This is a genomic window from Xenorhabdus taiwanensis (assembly GCF_036512875.1).
In the GTDB taxonomy this organism is placed as follows: domain Bacteria; phylum Pseudomonadota; class Gammaproteobacteria; order Enterobacterales; family Enterobacteriaceae; genus Xenorhabdus; species Xenorhabdus taiwanensis.
Map to the genome: position 1 here is coordinate 178,922 of NZ_AP028978.1, position 18,691 is coordinate 197,612.

Consider the following 18,691-nt stretch of genomic DNA (forward strand, 5'->3'; position numbering starts at 1 on the left):
AACCTCTAGTTTCGGTTACGGCTGACTCGCATCACGTCTGGCATGATACGTATCTTACGCATGATATTCGCCAGCTGGATACGGTCTTTGGTTGTCAGCCTGATGAAAGCACAATAGACGCGGCCATCTTTTTCCTCTGTATTCATGCTTTGAATACTGGAGTTTACATCGTTAATGGCAGCAGTCAGATTTGCCAGTGCCCCCTGATGGTTAAACATATCGACTTTAATTTCAGCAATAAAATCGCTATTGATATCCTTATCCCACTCAACGGGCATGAATTTTTCCGGCTCTTTCTGATATCCACGGATATTGCGACAGGATTCGTGGTGGATTACTAAACCTTTTCCGGGGCTGATATGGGCAATAATCGGGTCGCCTGGAATTGGGCGACAACATTTTGCAAAGGTAATCAAAATGCCGTCAGCACCCTTGATTGGCAGTTTACGGGAAGGATTGCCGTTGTTGTGCGATCCTTTCTCTGGTGAGCCCAATAATAAGTTGCGGGCGACAACCACGCTCATGGCATTACCCAATCCGATTTCTGCCAACAAATCATCTAAAGTAGCAAGCTTCATCCTTGCCAGTTCTTTGTTGGTATTTTCTTGTGGAATATCGGCAATTTTCGTGCCGTTACCGAGTGCATGATTGAGTAAACGACGCCCCAAACTAATGGAATCATCCCGTTTCAGGTTTTTCAGTAACTGGCGAATTTTGGCACGTGCTTTGGAACTCACGACAAAGTTCAGCCATGCAGCATTAGGGCGAGCCCCTGGCGCAGTAATAATTTCGACCGTTTGCCCACTGCTAAGTGTTTGTGAGAGAGGATAAGGTAACCGATCAACGCGTGCACCAACACAGGCATGGCCGATATCGGTATGGACGGCATAAGCAAAATCGACAGGGGTCGCGCCAGCCGGTAACTCAACAATTCGCCCTTCAGGGGTAAAAACGTAAATCTCATCAGGAAACAAATCAGATTTAACGCTTTCAATAAATTCAAAAGAGCTGCCGGCACTTTGCTGGAGTTCCAGCAGGCTCTGCATCCAGCGTTGGGCTCGCACTTGCGCAGTTGTACCGGATTCTCCTTGCTCTTTATAGGCCCAGTGTGCGGCAACCCCCATTTCCGCCATTTGATCCATATCTTCGGTGCGGATTTGAACTTCGACGGGCACTCCATGCGGACCTATCAGGGAAGTATGGAGGGATTGGTAGCCGTTGGCTTTGGGGATGGCAATATAATCTTTCACTCTGCCGGGGCGTGGTTTGTACAAACTGTGCATTTGCCCCAATACGCGGTAGCAGGTATCAAGATTATTGACGATGACACGAAAGGCGTAAATATCCATGATGGAATGGAAACGCTGTTCTTTCAGGCGCATCTTACGATAGATTGAGTAGAGATGTTTTTCACGGCCACTGACTGTGCATTTAATGCCGGCGTCCGTTAACCTGCCTTCAATCTCCGACAGAATTTTCTGGATCATCTCTTTACGATTACCGCGAGCGGCTTTCACGACCTCTTTAATCACGCGGTAACGGTTTGGATACAGGGCCTCAAACCCAAGTTCTTCCAGCTCTGTTTTTAGGTGATGAATACCCAGACGATGAGCCAGAGGACTATAAATTTCCAGCGTTTCCCTGGCAATGCGCCTCCGTTTATCGGGGCGCAGGGAGCCAAGGGTACGCATATTGTGTGTACGGTCTGCCAGTTTGATCAAAATGACGCGGATATCCTGTACCATCGCCATGATCATTTTGCGGAAGTTTTCAGCCTGTGCTTCTTTTTTGTCGCGGAAGTTTAGTTTATCCAGCTTGGATACACCTTCCACCAATCCGGCAACGGCCGTGCCAAATAACTGTTCTATATCCTGAAATGTTGCAGGAGTATCTTCAATAACATCGTGCAAAAGTGCCGCCATAAGTGTTTCATGGTCAAGGCGCATTTCAGCCAGAATACAAGAAACGGCGACGGGGTGAGTGATGTATGGCTCACCGCTGGAACGGGTTTGCCCTTCGTGGGCATCCCGCGCAACCACATAGGCCTGTTTAAGCAGATCAATTTGATCTTCAGGCAAATATTTCAGAACCAGTTGATTCAGGCTTTCAAACAGATACAAGGCAGACCTACCGTAAAATTAACGACGACCTTCAGCGATGGCAGAAACGGCTTTGATTTCTGCGGCTTCTTGCTCTTGCTGTTCCTGGCGATCACGAACATCGAGAATTTTGTTGTTGATAAGACCGTGCTCGATTTCACGCAGGGCGATAACAGTCATCTTATCGTTTTCTTCTGGAACGAGGGGATCTTTGCCACCTACTTGCAATTGGCGTGCTCGGCGAGCAGCGACCAACACCAGGTCAAAACGGTTACCAATTTTTTCTACTGCGTCTTGAACAGTTACGCGTGCCATATGAGTGCTACTCCACAGATAAATAAATGACTGGGCATAATACTGAAACTTGGTTCAGTCTGCCAATAATTTGCTGATTAAGGCATCATGCCGCTGGGTCTGACGATCTAATCGTAGACGCTCTGAACGAATAATAGATTGTAAATCGGCCAATGCCGTATTGAAATCGTCATTGATGATGACGTAATCATATTCGTTGTAATGTTCCATTTCCGCGACAGCCTGAGCCATTCGTTTGGCAATGATTTCTTCGCTGTCCTGACCGCGCCCACGCAGGCGGCGGAGCAACTCTTCCTTAGACGGTGGAAGAATGAAAATGCTGCGAGCTGTTGGCATTTTCTGGCGGACTTGCTGTGCACCTTGCCAGTCAATATCAAGAAAAACATCAACGCCACTGGCGAGTGTATCTTCGATGACTTTTCGGGATGTGCCGTAATAGTTACCAAAAACACAGGCATATTCCAAAAATTCATCATGGTTGATCATATTTTGAAATTCATCCACCGTGACGAAAAAATAGTGTTCACCATGATTTTCGCCTGGGCGAGCTTGCCGTGTTGTATGTGAAACAGAAACCTGAGTGTCATACAAGGGCTGGGTTTTTAATAAAGCCTGAATAAGACTTGATTTGCCTGCTCCACTCGGCGCAGAAACAATATATAACGTTCCTTGGTTCATGATGATTTCTTGACTGATTGGGTATAAATAAATGCAAGCGCAGGAATATAAGATCCCACATAGTATACACGGATACGTTAATCCATGCAGCGCTACAATACATGCCAACAGGTATTTCACCAAAATATTTTCTTAACAAATTGGCATTAATGAAATTTTTTGCGAGACATTTTCAGCAAAAATAATCGGTTGCAGAAATTGCATATTTATTTTTCGAAACTTATCGCAAACTTCTTTTTTGCCACTTGGTAAAAATTCTCCTGCTTTTTATTCTCTGCCCGTGTTTTGGAATCAATTTTTAGGAAGCCGTTTTAAGGAAACCAAGGAGCAAGGATGCTTAATTTTCTCATCAGTTTGTTAATAACAGTATGGATATTGCTATCTGGTATACCAATGGCATTTGCAAACAAGGTTCAGTGTCCTGATTGGCAACAAGAAAAATTTCAGCATGAAATTAGGCACCTGACACAACAGGTAGCTAAGTGGGATCATCTTTATCGCCAGCAGGGAATAAGTGAAATAGATGATGAAATTTATGAACAATTATTAGAAACCTTGAGAATTTGGCAAAGTTGCTTAATTCACGGATCAGACAGCGCTTTGACCTCTATTAGCTCTGTTGCCGACACGTCTGTGATCCCTGTGCGACAGGCAGGAAAGCAGCTTCATCCGGTCCAACATACAGGCTTGCATAAGTTGAAAGGAATACAGGAGATTCGACAGTGGTTGCAGGGGCGCACGGGGGTGTGGCTGCAACCTAAAATTGATGGTGTTGCGGTGACTTTGGTGTATGAAAAAGGGCAATTAGTGCAGTTAATTAGCCGTGGTGATGGTATTGAAGGAATAAATTGGATGGAGAAAAGCGAGTTTATTCCCAGTATTCCCCAGCGGATTAAAAATGCCCCTGAACATTTGGTATTACAAGGTGAGCTTTTCTGGCAGCAGGAACAACATCGGCAGTTTGCTTCGGGGAGTCAGGGTGCGCGCGGTAAAGTTGCGGGCTTAATGATACGTAAGACTCCAACGCCGGAACTGAAACAAGTTGGTATTTTTATTTGGGGCTGGCCGGATGGACCAAATGAAATGGCAGTGAAACTGGAAGAATTGGCTGCAATGGGTTTTCCCATCACACAACAATATAGCCATTCCATTGCCACAGCAGAAGATGCCGAAAAAAGATGGAAAGATTATTTTGTCCAGCCTCTGCCTTTTGCCACGGATGGTGTCGTGTTACGCCAAGAGATTGAACCGACAGGCCGACAATGGCGAGCCGGATCAAACAGTTGGGCGGTAGCATGGAAATATCCACTGCGGCAGCAAATAACAACCGTAAAAGGTATTAATTTCACAATAGGTCGAACAGGAAGAATATCCGTTGTATTAGATCTGGAGAAAGTAAAGGTAGATGATAAACAGGTGAGTCGGGTCAACATCGGTTCGATCAAACGTTGGACGCAGTGGAATGTTTATCCTGGCGATAAAATTACGGTGGCATTGGCGGGGCATGGTATACCTAAACTCGATAAAGTGGTGTGGCGTATGGCGGAACGCCCTGACATTCAACCACCCAATGAGCAAGATTATCATTTCCTGAGCTGCCTGACACTCGATCATCAAAATAAAATTAATGACGATCATTATTGCCAGCAACAGTTTATCGCTCGCCTGACATGGCTTGGGGAAAAATTGAAAATGAAAGGCGTCGGACAAGGAACGTGGTCAGCTTTGGTAAAACATGGACTGGTGGCAGATTTAACAGCTTGGCTGGATTTGGATAAGCAACAGCTTGAGGGAGTGACCAATATTGGAACTAAACGTGCAGAATTGATCTTTTCCCAATTTCAACAGGCAAAGTTACAGCCACTTTCACTATGGTATGAAGCTATTGGTCTGCCTTATGCCAGGCACCTTGCTGATAAACAAGCAGATAAACTGGGATGGCAGTGGGAAACAATATTGTCTGATGTAAAGGCGGAACGAGCGTTAACAGTAAAACAAAGAGAAAAAATCCTGACCTTTTTACAGCACCCTGAGATTAAGGCGGTAATCCATATTTTGTCTTTACAGGATATTGAGAATAAACAAGAGGTATTCAGTGAATAGGGGCAAAAGGTTGCCCCAGCGATTCACTGCGGTATCAGTGGTCTGTGCCATCGTAATTGAAGATAGGTAATCCAAGACGATAACGAATAGCAATCAATCGTGCAGCCAGTCCCGCAACTAGCGTAATCAAGATGACGATGTCCGGAGGTAATGGTGTATGTAGTAAAGCAATATAAAGCCAGGCGGCGGCAAAAGAGACACCGGCATAAATCTCTTTTTGGAATACCAAGGGGATGGTATTGCAAAACATATCGCGCAGTACACCCCCAAAAACGCCAGTGATGACGGCGGCAATGGCTGCGATGATCGGGCTGTAGTGCATATCCAACGCGATTTGTGCACCTATGATGGAGAAGACGATTAAGCCAATGGCATCAAGAATAAGAAACAGACGGCGTAGGTGTTTCATCATGGGGGCAACCCAGATAGTGAGCACGGCAGCGCAGGCAACGGTCACTATATATTCTGGATTTTTTACCCAGCCGAGGGGATAGTGCCCCAAAATAATATCACGGACGGTGCCACCACCGATGGCTGTCACGGAAGCAATAATGATAACGCCGAATACATCCATTTTTCGACGACCTGCGGCTAAGGCGCCTGTCATGGCTTCAGCCGTAATACCAATAATGTAAAGGACACTGAGTAGCATAAATTTAATTACATGAAATATAACGTAGAAGTAAAGGGTACTGTTGAAATAATAACGTCTCGACTGAAATTTTTTAGCCAAATTTGAATAAAATTAGTTTTTATTATCCGAAACCTCGCAAAATAAGGCAGTAAAATGGTTTTTAAGGAACGTCAGATTACATTCGATAACCGTAGCCATCAGATAACTAATATAAATGTTTGGACGCCAGACAGCCAATGGTTGGTATACGATGTTCGTCCCGATGGTGCATCTTTTACCGGTTTAACGATAGAAAAAATTCATGTTAATCATGGACAAACTGAAATTATCTATCAGGCAAAGGATGGCGCCCATGTCGGTGTTGTGACTGTGAGTCCGCAAGAGCCAGTTCGTTATGCCTTTATTCATGGCCCTGAAAAACCTGATACGCAGTGGCAATATGATTTTCATCATCGCCGTGGTGTCATTGTTTCCGATATGCAGCCAAGTGTGGCAATTAACATTGATGCCATGGATATCACTCCACCTTATACCGCTGGCGCTTTACGCGGTGGAACACATGTCCACATTTTCAGCCCCGATGGTAGTCGTCTAAGTTTTACCTACAATGATCATGTTATGCATGAGTTAGATCCTGCGCTTGATTTACGTAATGTGGCGGTGGCCGTTCCTTTGCGAGCTGTAATGCCAGCCAAAAAACATCCGAGAGAATATGATGGTAGTTATTTCTCGATTGTGGTTAGCGAGACTACGGCCTGCCCGCATCCCGGCAGTGATGACATCAATCGAGCTTATGAAGAAGGATGGATTGGGCAGCGAGGATATCGCAAAGATAATGGTCAATGGCAACGCTGGGCACTGGCTTTTATTGGGGATACATACGCCACCAATGGCGAAAAAATACCGGAAATTTATCTCGTTGATCTGCCTGAAAATGACGATGATTATGCTGTTGCGGGCGGCCAACCTTTGGCTGGTACAGAAACAACATTACCGGCACCGCCTGCGGGAGTGAAACAGAAACGCCTGACTTTTACGCACGATAATCGCTGGCCGGGGGTGGTGAATGTTCCACGTCATTGGTTAAGAACATCGCCAGATGGCAGTAAAATCTGTTTTCTGATGAAAGATAAAGAAGGGCTTGTTCAGTTATGGTATGTCTCACCAAATGGTGGTGAACCCACACAGGTAACTTACAGCAAGAACAGTATACAATCCGCATTTAGTTGGGATAGCCGTGGGCGGTTTATTGCCTGCGTCTGTGACAATAGTGTTGTCCTCTGTGATAGCCAGACTGGAGAAATGCAGCGTTTAACCGAGCGCACTGATGATGCACCTTCGGCTGATGCGATAGTGATATCACCGGATGATCGTTATGTCGCTTTTATGCGTGATATTGACGGTTATCGACAGATATTTGTGGTGGAAACAGGGATTATCTGAAAACAAATAGAGCAGAATGGGCATTGCCGATTAATGGCGATGCCCGATAATACGCAGACATAGTCCATAGTTTCTGTTCTAAGTATCGTGGTCTACAGTTTCTGGTGCAGGCAGTATGACGATTGGCTTTTTATCGAGCTGCTCTATACGATGTTTGGGGGATTGCTCTGCGCTATCTTGATCGGAACGGGCATAATCGTAGGGAAGCAGAAGCGTGTCTAAGAAGGCAGAAAACGGCAGGTCGATCGCAAGCAAGGGCTTTATAAGCCATCCCGTTTTGTCATTTTGCAACATGCCAATATTGGCTTTTGCTCCAGAATAATAACCTTGATAGGGCCCGCTGTGGGTCATGATGCTGGAACAGCCAGTAACCAGTAACCATCCTGATGTGGCACATAGTAATAGAAGCGCTTTACAATTTTTCATCGTTTCCATGATCTCAATGAGTTAATTTGCCAATGTTCAAATACTTTATTCGCTATTAACGCCACTTTTCCAAAGCATGACAGGTATTTTAAAGCTATTTACCCTTTAATGCTGTTTACCTTTTAATACTATTTACTATAGTCAGGTAATATTCAGTTTGCTATAGCATTTATCGCTAAATTTGATAATTTTTTGTGATGTGAGTTTAAATTTCTTTTTTAAGTTCAAAGCACACAATATGTGGTTTAAAACACATAACTTACGGTTAATTCCTGCCAATATTTAATTGATGGCAACGCCATCATTTATGAAGGATAAGGGAAAATTAGTAATTTTCCGAATGATTAACCTTTGGTAAAGGAAGCGGGTCATGAGTGATATTGCATTGACAATGAGCTTGCTGGCGCTCTCTGCCGCATTGGGGTTATGGGTCGGCAACTGGCGAATACGGGGTATTGGTTTTGGCATTGGTGGTGTTTTATTTGGTGGGATTATAGTTGGTCATTTTGCCCAGATGTATTCTCTGTCTCTCAGTAATGACATGCTGCATTTTATTCAGGAATTTGGCTTAATTCTGTTTGTTTATTCTATTGGCATTCAAGTTGGACCGGGCTTTTTTTCTTCCCTGCGAGTGTCTGGCCTTAAATTAAATAGTTTTGCTGTCCTGATTGTCATTATTGGTGGATTAGTTGCTGCAATGATTCACAAATTTTTTGATATTCCTTTGCCTATTATTTTAGGTATTTTTTCCGGTGCAGTGACAAATACACCATCTTTAGGAGCAGGGCAGCAAATTCTGGCAGATTTAGGATCTGACTCTTCACTGGTTAGCCAAATGGGTATGGGGTATGCGATGGCTTATCCTATGGGAATTTGTGGTATTTTGCTGGTTATGTGGTTGGTTCGCCTTTTTTTCAGAGTAAGCATTGAACAGGAGGCCAGATCGTTTGATAACCAGAACAATCAGGGGCGAGAACTGCTCCAGACAATGAATATCGCTGTACGTAATCCAAATTTGAATGGATTAATGATGCAGGATATTCCCTTGCTCAATAATAATGATGCAGTGGTATGCTCCCGCCTAAAACGGAAGGATTTGTTGATGGTTCCCCAGCCAACGACTGTGATTCAGAATGGTGATCTGCTGTATCTGGTGGGGCAGCGCGAAGCATTGAATCAGGTCAGGCTGGTCATTGGGGAAGAGGTTGATATTTCCTTGTCTACTGCCAGTGATATTTTTCAATCAGTCAGGGTTGTGGTGACGAATGATGAAGTATTGAGCCAGAGGCTTGGGGCGCTCAATTTAAAACAGAAATATGATGTTGTCGTCACACGCCTTAATCGTGCAGGAATTGAACTGATTGCCAGTAATAATGCCAGTTTACAGTTCGGCGATATCCTGAATATTGTCGGTCGTCCTGAAGCCGTAGAAGCTGTCACAAAGCTTTTGGGTAACTCACAGCAAAAACTCCAGCAAGTTCAGATGTTGCCTGTATTTATTGGAATAGGGTTAGGGGTTTTATTAGGTTCGGTTCCTCTGTTTATTCCAGGTTTTCCAGCCGCGTTACGCTTAGGACTGGCAGGAGGACCCTTGGTTATTGCGTTAATTTTGGGTCGGATTGGCACGATTGGTAAACTTTATTGGTTTATGCCTCCCAGTGCGAACCTTGCATTACGCGAACTGGGGATTGTTATGTTTCTGGCGGTTGTAGGGCTGAAATCTGGCGGTAATTTTATTAATACACTGGTGCATGGCGAAGGGTTGGCATGGATTGGTTATGGTGCATTGATAACAATAGTCCCCCTGTTAGTCGTGAGCTTGCTGGCACGTATTGTTATTAAAATGAATTATCTCAGTTTATGTGGAATGCTGGCAGGTGCTATGACAGATCCTCCTGCTCTGGCTTTTGCTAATGGGATTCATAGTACCAGCGGGGCAGCGGCATTGTCATATGCGACAGTATATCCATTGGTAATGTTTTTAAGGATTATGTCTCCCCAAATTTTAGCTGTTATTTTCTGGGCCTTATGATTTAGTTCATTAAGTATAATTGTTTGATTTATTAAATGTGCTTTAGATCACAGAATGCTGCCCAATTGTCTTAATTTGGCTTCAATTTGAGATAGTAGAGGTAGTTTAAAGTAAAAAATCCCTGCTTGTTCAATTCATTAGAATAAATTTTTTCTGGTTAAATATACGCAGTTCAGGGAAGGTATAAAAACAGGGAGTGTTTTCCTTTCCTATTGTGTGTGAAGAATTCTTTTTGGATTCTAATAACTACTGTCCTGTTCGCAGGTAAAAGTCCTCGTTATCATCTTGCTCCCTCCCCCTAAAATGAGGGAGCTTTTTTTTATTTTATTGCTAAGGACAGATTGCGATACAAGATTAGCGTTCTGCTTCCTGGTGTGCTATCTCAATCTCTTCAGACAGAATACGAATACCTTTTTCGATCTTCTCAATATCAGGAACATAGTTCATTCGCATACATTGATGGGCATGTGACCAATCGTGTTCCAATCCCGGAAAGAAGAAATGTCCCGGCACCATCAGTACATTGCGTTTCTTCAACCGCTGATAAAGCTCTTCCGTCGTGATTGGTAAATCCTTGAACCAGAGCCAGAGAAATATGGCACCTTCCGGTTTATGGATAAGGCAACGATCTTCCGATATATGGCGCCGAATGATAGTAATCACGTTATCTACCCGTTGCTTGTAAAACGGTTGAATAACATTTTGTGACAGACGGAAGAGGTCGTTGCGCTTAATCATTTCCAGGGCGATAGCTGGCCCAACTCCCCCTGGAGCCAGACTAATAATGCCATTCATATTACTGATAGCACTGACGATTTTTTCATTAGCGATAATGATACCGCAGCGGGAACCTGGCAGGCCCAGTTTGGACAGACTCATACACAAAATAATATTGTGATTCCACAGCGGGGTGGCTTCGCTGAAGATAATACCGGGAAATGGCACACCGTAGGCATTGTCTATCAGTAGGGGGATCTGGTGCTGTTGAGCCAGATTATCCAGACGCAGTAGTTCTTCGTCGGTGATCACGTTGCCTGTTGGGTTGGTAGGACGAGAGACACAAATCAGGTTAATGTCTTCGGTAATATTCAGGTGATCGAAATCAACGTGATATTTGAATTGGCCGTTGGGCAGTAATTCAATATTTGGCTTATTAGCGACAAATAATCCTTCATCCAAACCCGAATCCGAATAGCCAATATATTCTGGAGCAAGAGGAAACAAAACGCGTTTTATTGAGCCATCGTCAGCGCGACCTGCCAGTAAGTTAAACAGATAGAAAAAGGCGCTTTGGCTGCCATTAGTCAGGGCAATATTTTGTGGGTGAATGTCCCAACCGAGCTTTTCTCTTAGCTCTCGCGCCAGCGCCGCGATCAAGGTGTTTTTCCCTTGTGGCCCGTCATAGTTGCATAGGGTTTCGCTTAATTGACCGCCTAACGCCATGTCAGCCAATATCTGCTGGAAATACTCATCCATTTCTGGAATATGTGCAGGATTACCGCCACCTAGCATAATTGCACCAGGCGTTCTCAGACCTTGGTTGAGATCATTCATCAGACGGGTAATTCCCGAATTTTGTGTAAATTTGTTCCCGAATTGCGAAAATTTCATAATGGCGTTAGCGTCTGTTTTTTGGATGAGAAGAAAACACCATACTCTGCTCATTACCAGGGTGCAATGGGGTAAAAGTGGTATTTTTGTTTATTTTTATACACTAATTTTAATTTTTCATCACAGTAACTGATTTTCGACACAAACAATTTACGAGGTGATCATTTACCAAACCCGCTGCTTGCATAAACGCATAGCAGGTGGTGCTGCCAATAAATTTAAATCCGCGTTTTTTCAGTGCTTGTGCAAGCGCATCGGAAGTTGCCGTTTTGGCAGGAACTTCTGATAAATTTTGCCAGTGATTAATTTGTGGAGAGTTATCAACGAAACGCCAGATAAAAGTGCTGAAATCTTCACCTTGTTCAGACATTTTTAGGTAAGCGCGGGCATTGTGAATAATTGCATTGATTTTGGCTCGATTACGCACGATAGCCGGTTCTTCTATCAGTCTCCAGACGTCAGTTTCATCCATTTTGGCGATTTTGGTCGGATCAAACTGATGGAAACATTTTCTATAGCCTTCTCGTTTTTTCAGGATGGTGAACCATGATAAACCCGCTTGTTGTCCTTCCAAACAAATCAGTTCGAAAAGTTGCTGGCTATCCCTCAGAGGGGTTCCCCATTCGTTGTCGTGATAGGCCAGATAATCAGGGTCGGATGTTACCCAACCGCAGCGTGTTATTTCCTTGTTCATGAATTGCACTTACCTCAGATAATGGTTGATAATCACACTAATGTTAGTTGTATAAATATACAAGCAAAGAGACTCGGATAAGATTTTTTTATATCGCGGCAAAATTGAGAGTGATCAGTGCTGTATATCTTACATCCAGAGGGTATACTGGCTTCTTTCGTTTAAATTCATATGTATCGCGTGCGGGTTCAACATGCAAAAGTTTGATACCAAAACCTTTCAGGGGCTCATCCTGACATTACAGGATTACTGGGCGCATCAAGGCTGTACCATTGTCCAACCACTGGATATGGAAGTCGGCGCAGGAACCTCTCATCCTATTACCTGTCTGCGTGCTTTGGGACCAGAGCCTATTGCCGCAGCTTATGTGCAACCTTCGCGTCGTCCAACTGACGGTCGTTATGGCGAAAACCCAAACCGCCTCCAGCACTACTATCAATTTCAGGTTATCATCAAGCCATCTCCAGATAACATTCAGGAACTCTATCTTGGCTCTTTGAAAGCGTTAGGGCTCGATCCGACTGTTCATGATATCCGCTTTGTTGAAGATAACTGGGAAAACCCAACTTTGGGCGCATGGGGGCTGGGTTGGGAAGTTTGGCTGAATGGTATGGAAGTCACCCAGTTTACTTACTTCCAGCAAGTTGGCGGCCTTGAGTGTAAGCCAGTGACTGGTGAGATTACTTACGGGTTGGAACGTCTTGCCATGTATATTCAAGGCGTGGATAGCGTTTACGATCTGGTATGGAGCGATGGCCCGTTGGGTAAAACCACCTATGGTGATATTTACCACCAGAATGAAGTTGAACAATCTACTTACAACTTCGAGCACGCCGATGTGGATTTCCTGTTTACCTGCTTTGAGCAATATGAGAAAGAGGCTCAGGAATTACTGGCGCTGGAAACTCCGCTGCCATTGCCGGCTTATGAACGCATTTTAAAAGCGGGTCATACCTTCAATTTGTTGGATGCCCGCAAAGCGATTTCTGTGACAGAACGTCAGCGCTATATCCTGCGCATCCGTACCCTGACCAAAGCGGTTGCTGAAGCTTATTATGCCTCCCGTGAGGCGCTTGGCTTCCCTATGTGTAACAAGAAATAAGAGGCCATCATGATTCAACAGACTTTCCTTGTGGAAATCGGCACAGAGGAGTTGCCACCAAAGGCGCTGCGTTCATTGGCTGAATCCTTTGCGGCCAATTTTGAGGCCGAACTGAATAACGCCAATCTGGGTCATGGTGAAGTGAGTTGGTTTGCGGCTCCTCGCCGTCTGGCACTGAAAGTAGCAAATTTGGCGGCAGCACAGGCTGATCGTGAAGTTGAAAAGCGTGGCCCTGCGATTGCTCAGGCGTTCGATGCAGAAGGTAAACCAACTAAAGCCGCAGAAGGTTGGGCGCGGGGTTGCGGTATCACCGTTGATCAGGCTGAACGCATGGTAACAGACAAAGGAGAATGGCTGCTCTATCGTGCCCAGGTCAAAGGCCGCGAAGCAAAAGCGCTTCTGGCGGATATGGTGAGCAGTTCTCTGAGTAAGTTGCCAATCCCTAAGCTGATGCGTTGGGGCGATAAGCAGACTCAGTTTGTTCGTCCGGTTCATACGGTCACTATGTTGCTGGATAGCGAAGTGGTTGAAGGCGAAATTCTGGGTATTCAATCGGATCGCATTATTCGTGGTCACCGCTTTATGGGTGAGGCGGAATTTACCATTGAGAAAGCAGAACAGTATCCAGCTATTTTGCAGGAGCGTGGTCGGGTTATCGCAGATTATGAAGCTCGTAAGGCGATGATTAAGCGTGATGCAGAACAAGCCGCAATGCAGCTTGGTGGAGTTGCAGATCTGAGCGACAGTTTGTTGGAAGAAGTGGCTTCTCTGGTGGAATGGCCTGTTGTACTGACGGCGAAATTCGAAGAAAAATTCCTGCAAGTTCCTGCTGAAGCGCTGGTTTATACCATGAAAGGTGACCAGAAATATTTTCCGGTTTACGATAAGGCCGGCAAATTGATGGCGAACTTTATCTTTGTCACCAATATTGAATCTTCTGATCCTCAGCAAATTATTTCAGGTAACGAAAAAGTTGTTCGCCCACGTCTGGCGGATGCAGAATTCTTCTTCAAGACTGACCGTAAACAACGTTTGGAAGACAACCTGCCTCGTTTAGAAACCGTCCTGTTCCAGAAACAGTTGGGCACTTTGCGTGACAAAACTGATCGTATTCAGGCTCTGTCTGGCTGGATTGCGGAAAAAATCGGTGCAGATGTCAATCATGCGACTCGTGCAGGTCTATTGTCCAAATGTGACCTGATGACCAATATGGTGTTTGAATTCACCGATACGCAAGGCGTGATGGGGATGCACTATGCGCGTCATGATGGGGAAGCTGAAGATGTGGCACTGGCACTAAATGAGCAGTATCAGCCACGTTTTTCTGGTGATGCATTGCCATCAACGGGGATTTCCTGTGCTGTTGCTATTGCCGATAAAATGGATACTTTGGCTGGGATCTTCGGGATTGGCCAGCATCCGAAAGGGGATAAAGACCCATTTGCTCTGCGCCGTGCGGCATTGGGTGTTCTGCGCATTATCGTTGAGAAAAAATTGCCTCTTGACCTCCAGACGTTGGCAGAAGAAGCAGTACGTCTGTATGGTGACAAGCTGACCAACGAAAAAGCGGTGGATGATGTGGTTGAGTTTATGCTCGGTCGTTTCCGCGCTTGGTATCAAGAACTGGGTTATAGTGTTGATACTATTCAGGCGGTACTGGCACGTCGTCCGACTCAACCGGCAGACTTTGATGCCCGCATGAAAGCGGTTACGCATTTCCGCACCCTGGATGCTGCCGTTTCTTTGGCTGCGGCCAATAAACGCGTTTCCAACATTCTGGCGAAATCAGAAGAACAGTTGAATGACACTGTTCTTGCTTCCGTATTGAAAGCAGCAGAAGAGATCCAACTGGCGACACACCTTGTGGTGTTGAAAGAAAAACTGGCTCCTTTGTTTGCCGAAGGTAACTATCAGGATGCGCTGGTTGAGCTGGCTTCCCTGCGTGAAGTGGTGGATGCGTTCTTCGACAATGTGATGGTTATGGATGAAGATAATCAAGTCAGGGTCAATCGCTTGACGCTGTTAAGTGAATTGCGTGACCTGTTCTTGCGTGTCGCAGATATTTCACTGCTCCAGTAATTTCTGATTGATTGGATTAGCGTCAATCAGTTTAATCGAAAAGCCTTACCTTTTGGGGTAGGGCTTTTTGTTATCTGTAATATCGCCTATAACAGTCATTTTGGATGGTTTATCGCCAAATAATTGCTTATCTTTAAAAAGGTATTGACGGTTCATGACTCTGGCAGTAAGATGCGCTTCGTTTTCGGCGAGTAGCGCAGCTTGGTAGCGCAACTGGTTTGGGACCAGTGGGTCGGAGGTTCGAATCCTCTCTCGCCGACCAGCATTCAGAAACCCCGCTCTTATGAGCGGGGTTTTTTATATATCAGACAACCAAATAAAAGCCTTTCCATAAAAACCTTATAAACATTTCTTGTATATTGCAGCAAGCTTAGAAAAATCCTTCATCTATGCTGCTGACATCATCGTTGAATCCTCCTGATTAGATCATATTCTCATCTTATATATTCCTGCCTTTTCCATAAGCCATAATGCTCATTGTTTAAGCATGTGGTCACAAATTCAAAATTATCATCACCAGAGATTAATTCTTTCTTCTTGCTTAATATTTAGTTGATTTGTCTATTCTGTGTGCTTTATGTCATATTTTTTAACCATGGTTGTTAATAATTCTTTTCTTTTGTGTTTTTCTTATGTTTCCGGTGTTGTGTGTGATGATGTTGACGTCAGGCATAACAATTGATTAATTGATAAGCGAAAAATAATAAAACAAGCTAAACATCACAAACGGGGTTCAAGTAATGACAATTTCCAAGAAAAAACAGTCTGGTTTGTTAAAACTGGGTGTCGGTCTTGTCGCATTGGCTGTTACAGCCAGTATTCAGGCCAAAACGTTGGTCTACTGCTCTGAAGGGTCTCCTGAAGGCTTTAACCCACAGTTATTCACTTCTGGTACAACTTATGATGCCAGTTCAGTCCCGATCTATAACCGTTTGGTGGATTTTAAGTTAGGTACAACAGAGATCATTCCCAGTCTTGCTGAACGTTGGGACGTGAGTGACGACGGTAGGGTTTATACCTTCCATTTGCGCAAGGGGGTGAAGTGGCATAGCAGTAAGGAATTCAAACCTACCCGTGATTTTAATGCTGATGATGTGATTTTTACGTTTATGCGCCAGAAAGATAAAAATCATCCATACCATCAGGTTTCGGGCGGCAGCTACGAATATTTTATTGGTATGGATATGGGGAATATCATCAGCAAAATAGAAAAAGTCGATGATTATACCGTTCGCTTTGTGCTGTCACGCCCTGAAGCTCCTTTCATAGCCAATCTGGCGATGGATTTTGCGTCTATCATGTCAGGGGAATATGCTGATGTGATGATGAAGGCAGGAACACCGGAGAAAGTTGACCTGAATCCAATTGGAACCGGCCCATTCCAGCTAGTGCAATACCAGAAAGATTCACGGATTCTCTATAAGGCCTTTAAAGATTATTGGGAAGGGCCAGCAAAAATCGACCGCTTAGTCTTTTCTATTACGCCTGATGCTTCTGTGCGTTATGCAAAATTGCAGAAAAATGAATGTCAGGTTATGCCGTATCCAAACCCTGCGGATATCTCCCGCATGAAGCAGGATAAAAATATTACCTTGATGGAACAGGCTGGCTTGAACGTGGGTTACCTCTCTTTCAATGTCACTAAGCCGCCACTGGATAATGTGAAAGTGCGTCAGGCACTGGCTATGGCGGTGAACAAAGACGCCATCATTGAGGCTGTATATCAGGGTGCAGGGCAGAAAGCGAAAAATCTTATCCCACCTACAATGTGGGGTTATAACACCGATATCAAAGATTACTCCTATGATCCTGCCAAAGCTAAGGAACTGTTGAAAGAAGCCGGCTTCCCGAATGGTTTCGAAACCGATCTGTGGGCAATGCCAGTACAGCGTCCGTATAACCCGAATGCTCGTCGCATGGCGGAAATGATTCAGGCTGACTGGGCGAAAATTGGTGTTAAGGCCAAGATTGTCAGCTATGAATGGGGTGAATACCTGAAACGAGCCAAAGATGGTGAACCGAAGACCGTGATGATGGGATGGACAGGAGATAATGGCGATCCTGATAACTTCTTCGCAACTCTGTTTAGTTGTGCAGCTAAAGAGAAAGGCTCTAACTATTCCAAATGGTGTTACAAGCCATTTGAAGACATTATCCAGCCAGCACGTCAAACCGCAGATATCAACAAGCGCACCGAGCTTTATAAACAAGCACAAGTTGTTATGCATGAACAAGTACCCGCCTTGATCATTGCCCACTCTACGGTTTATGAACCCATTCGTAAAGAAGTGAAGGGTTATGTGGTCGATCCTTTTAGTAAGCATCACTTTTACAACGTTGATCTCAAATAATTCTTGCTGTTGAGCTGTTGTGATTAACCATCCCCCAGAGCTTTCTGTGGGGGTGGTTTCGCTTCTCTGAGGTATTTAAAAAGGGAACTCAGGATATGCTGCAATTTATCCTCCGACGTCTAGGGTTAGTGATCCCGACGTTTATTGGTATTACGCTGCTGACTTTCGCGTTTGTGCACATGATACCCGGTGATCCCGTGCTGATTATGGCGGGAGAGCGTGGTATTTCTGCTGAGCGTCATGCCCAATTAATGGCTGAAATGGGGTTGGATAAACCTCTCTGGGAGCAATATTTTCATTATATCAATGGCGTATTGCATGGTGATTTGGGGATCTCGTTGAAAAGTCGCATTCCTGTGTGGGATGAGTTTGTTCCACGTTTTAAAGCGACTTTCGAACTGGGTATCTGTGCCATGTTATTTGCTATCGCTGTCGGTATTCCAGTCGGTGTATTGGCGGCAGTCAAACGGGGTTCTGTCTTTGATCACACAGCGATTGGTTTGTCATTGACTGGCTACTCCATGCCCATTTTCTGGTGGGGGATCATGCTGATCATGCTGGTCTCCGTTCACTGGAACTTGACCCCTGTTTCTGGCCGAATCGGTGATAGTGTGTTTATTGATGACAGCAATCCCCTAACGGGTTTTATGCTGATCGATACGCTAATTTGGGGCGAAAAGGGTGATTTCATTGATGCTGTCATGCACATGATCCTGCCTGCCATTGTGCTGGGAACGATCCCGTTAGCCGTCATCGTGCGCATGACACGCTCTTCCATGCTGGAAGTGCTGGGCGAAGATTATATCCGTACTGCTCGGGCAAAAGGGTTGAGCCGTATTCGCGTCATTATCGTTCATGCATTGCGTAATGCTTTATTACCCGTAGTCACAGTGATTGGTCTGCAAGTGGGCATCATGTTGGCAGGTGCCATTTTGACAGAAACAATTTTCTCATGGCCAGGATTAGGGCGTTGGCTGATTGATGCCTTACAACGTCGTGACTATCCGGTGGTACAGGGAGGAGTATTGTTGGTGGCGACCATGATTATTCTGGTCAATCTGGTGGTTGATTTGTTGTACGGCATTGTCAATCCGCGCATTCGCCATAAGAAATAGGAGCACATG

The 18,691-nt window shown here is 44.8% G+C and carries 14 protein-coding genes and 1 tRNA gene; 8 read left to right on the forward strand and 7 right to left on the reverse strand.

The annotated features are described in order from the left end of the window. Positions 1 to 5 precede the first annotated feature (5 nt). Genes spoT through gmk form a run of 3 tightly spaced genes read right to left on the reverse strand, consistent with a single transcriptional unit; the run spans position 6 to position 3,092 of the window. Complete coding sequence (gene spoT, locus ACE1SE_RS00770; RefSeq protein ID WP_374052248.1) at positions 6 to 2,120, reverse strand: bifunctional GTP diphosphokinase/guanosine-3',5'-bis pyrophosphate 3'-pyrophosphohydrolase; 2,115 nt, start codon at positions 2,118 to 2,120, stop codon at positions 6 to 8. Between the two features lie 18 nt (positions 2,121 to 2,138). Continuing rightward, positions 2,139 to 2,414, reverse strand: a complete 276-nt coding sequence (gene rpoZ, locus ACE1SE_RS00775; RefSeq protein ID WP_374052249.1) for a DNA-directed RNA polymerase subunit omega — start codon at positions 2,412 to 2,414, stop codon at positions 2,139 to 2,141. 54 nt (positions 2,415 to 2,468) lie between these two features. Beyond that, positions 2,469 to 3,092, reverse strand: a complete 624-nt coding sequence (gene gmk / locus ACE1SE_RS00780) for a guanylate kinase (protein WP_374052250.1) — start codon at positions 3,090 to 3,092, stop codon at positions 2,469 to 2,471. A 333-nt stretch (positions 3,093 to 3,425) separates the two neighbouring features. Here gmk and ligB point away from each other — a divergent pair, with 333 nt between their 5' ends. After that, a complete protein-coding gene (gene ligB, locus ACE1SE_RS00785) occupies positions 3,426 to 5,195 on the forward strand; it encodes an NAD-dependent DNA ligase LigB (RefSeq protein ID WP_374052251.1) in 1,770 nt (589 codons plus the stop codon). Positions 5,196 to 5,229: 34 nt separating this feature from the next. On the opposite strand, the gene ACE1SE_RS00790 is transcribed toward ligB, so the two are convergent. Beyond that, positions 5,230 to 5,847, reverse strand: a complete 618-nt coding sequence (locus ACE1SE_RS00790; protein WP_074020083.1) for a trimeric intracellular cation channel family protein — start codon at positions 5,845 to 5,847, stop codon at positions 5,230 to 5,232. Positions 5,848 to 5,982: 135 nt separating this feature from the next. Between ACE1SE_RS00790 and ACE1SE_RS00795 the strand changes: the two genes are divergently transcribed. Continuing rightward, positions 5,983 to 7,272 carry a YidR family protein gene (locus tag ACE1SE_RS00795; RefSeq protein WP_374052252.1) on the forward strand — a complete coding sequence of 430 codons (1,290 nt, stop codon included), beginning with the start codon at positions 5,983 to 5,985 and terminating at the stop codon, positions 7,270 to 7,272. Between the two features lie 78 nt (positions 7,273 to 7,350). Here ACE1SE_RS00795 and ACE1SE_RS00800 read toward each other — a convergent pair whose 3' ends face one another. Further along, positions 7,351 to 7,698 (reverse strand): YceK/YidQ family lipoprotein, encoded by a 348-nt coding sequence (locus ACE1SE_RS00800; protein WP_374053549.1) that lies wholly within the window; start codon positions 7,696 to 7,698, stop codon positions 7,351 to 7,353. 370 nt (positions 7,699 to 8,068) lie between these two features. Between ACE1SE_RS00800 and ACE1SE_RS00805 the strand changes: the two genes are divergently transcribed. After that, positions 8,069 to 9,730 (forward strand): putative transporter, encoded by a 1,662-nt coding sequence (locus ACE1SE_RS00805; protein WP_374052253.1) that lies wholly within the window; start codon positions 8,069 to 8,071, stop codon positions 9,728 to 9,730. Positions 9,731 to 10,084: 354 nt separating this feature from the next. Here ACE1SE_RS00805 and ACE1SE_RS00810 read toward each other — a convergent pair whose 3' ends face one another. Together ACE1SE_RS00810 and ACE1SE_RS00815 are read right to left on the reverse strand one after the other, a co-directional pair. Further along, entirely contained in the window at positions 10,085 to 11,341 is a 1,257-nt protein-coding gene (locus ACE1SE_RS00810; RefSeq protein WP_374052254.1) for a valine--pyruvate transaminase, read from the reverse strand. Positions 11,342 to 11,450: 109 nt separating this feature from the next. Beyond that, positions 11,451 to 12,035 carry a DNA-3-methyladenine glycosylase I gene (locus ACE1SE_RS00815; protein ID WP_374052255.1) on the reverse strand — a complete coding sequence of 195 codons (585 nt, stop codon included), beginning with the start codon at positions 12,033 to 12,035 and terminating at the stop codon, positions 11,451 to 11,453. A 193-nt stretch (positions 12,036 to 12,228) separates the two neighbouring features. Here ACE1SE_RS00815 and glyQ point away from each other — a divergent pair, with 193 nt between their 5' ends. The 5 genes from glyQ (at position 12,229) to dppB (ending at position 18,682) form a co-directional block, all read left to right on the forward strand. After that, the gene (gene glyQ / locus ACE1SE_RS00820; RefSeq protein ID WP_374052256.1) at positions 12,229 to 13,137 is read left to right on the forward strand and encodes a glycine--tRNA ligase subunit alpha; all 909 of its coding nucleotides are present in this window, start codon (positions 12,229 to 12,231) and stop codon (positions 13,135 to 13,137) included. 9 nt (positions 13,138 to 13,146) lie between these two features. Further along, positions 13,147 to 15,216 (forward strand): glycine--tRNA ligase subunit beta, encoded by a 2,070-nt coding sequence (gene glyS / locus ACE1SE_RS00825; protein WP_374052257.1) that lies wholly within the window; start codon positions 13,147 to 13,149, stop codon positions 15,214 to 15,216. Positions 15,217 to 15,401: 185 nt separating this feature from the next. Then, positions 15,402 to 15,478 (forward strand) — tRNA-Pro (locus tag ACE1SE_RS00830). A gap of 478 nt (positions 15,479 to 15,956) precedes the next feature. After that, positions 15,957 to 17,567, forward strand: coding sequence for a dipeptide ABC transporter periplasmic-binding protein DppA (dppA, locus tag ACE1SE_RS00835; protein ID WP_374052258.1), 1,611 nt, complete (start codon positions 15,957 to 15,959; stop codon positions 17,565 to 17,567). 95 nt (positions 17,568 to 17,662) lie between these two features. Beyond that, positions 17,663 to 18,682, forward strand: coding sequence for a dipeptide ABC transporter permease DppB (dppB, locus tag ACE1SE_RS00840; RefSeq protein ID WP_374052259.1), 1,020 nt, complete (start codon positions 17,663 to 17,665; stop codon positions 18,680 to 18,682). Positions 18,683 to 18,691: the final 9 nt, after the last annotated feature.

What these genes read in the sequence shown, in the direction of transcription:
- rpoZ (WP_374052249.1), bottom strand. Translation starts at nt 2,414, where the DNA reads ATGGCACGCGTAACTGTTCAAGACGCAGTAGAAAAAATTGGTAACCGT.
- gmk (WP_374052250.1), bottom strand. Translation starts at nt 3,092, where the DNA reads ATGAACCAAGGAACGTTATATATTGTTTCTGCGCCGAGTGGAGCAGGC.
- ligB (WP_374052251.1), top strand. Translation starts at nt 3,426, where the DNA reads ATGCTTAATTTTCTCATCAGTTTGTTAATAACAGTATGGATATTGCTA.
- ACE1SE_RS00790 (WP_074020083.1), bottom strand. Translation starts at nt 5,847, where the DNA reads ATGCTACTCAGTGTCCTTTACATTATTGGTATTACGGCTGAAGCCATG.
- ACE1SE_RS00795 (WP_374052252.1), top strand. Translation starts at nt 5,983, where the DNA reads ATGGTTTTTAAGGAACGTCAGATTACATTCGATAACCGTAGCCATCAG.
- ACE1SE_RS00800 (WP_374053549.1), bottom strand. Translation starts at nt 7,698, where the DNA reads ATGAAAAATTGTAAAGCGCTTCTATTACTATGTGCCACATCAGGATGG.
- ACE1SE_RS00805 (WP_374052253.1), top strand. Translation starts at nt 8,069, where the DNA reads ATGAGTGATATTGCATTGACAATGAGCTTGCTGGCGCTCTCTGCCGCA.
- ACE1SE_RS00810 (WP_374052254.1), bottom strand. Translation starts at nt 11,341, where the DNA reads ATGAAATTTTCGCAATTCGGGAACAAATTTACACAAAATTCGGGAATT.
- ACE1SE_RS00815 (WP_374052255.1), bottom strand. Translation starts at nt 12,035, where the DNA reads ATGAACAAGGAAATAACACGCTGCGGTTGGGTAACATCCGACCCTGAT.
- glyQ (WP_374052256.1), top strand. Translation starts at nt 12,229, where the DNA reads ATGCAAAAGTTTGATACCAAAACCTTTCAGGGGCTCATCCTGACATTA.
- glyS (WP_374052257.1), top strand. Translation starts at nt 13,147, where the DNA reads ATGATTCAACAGACTTTCCTTGTGGAAATCGGCACAGAGGAGTTGCCA.
- dppA (WP_374052258.1), top strand. Translation starts at nt 15,957, where the DNA reads ATGACAATTTCCAAGAAAAAACAGTCTGGTTTGTTAAAACTGGGTGTC.
- dppB (WP_374052259.1), top strand. Translation starts at nt 17,663, where the DNA reads ATGCTGCAATTTATCCTCCGACGTCTAGGGTTAGTGATCCCGACGTTT.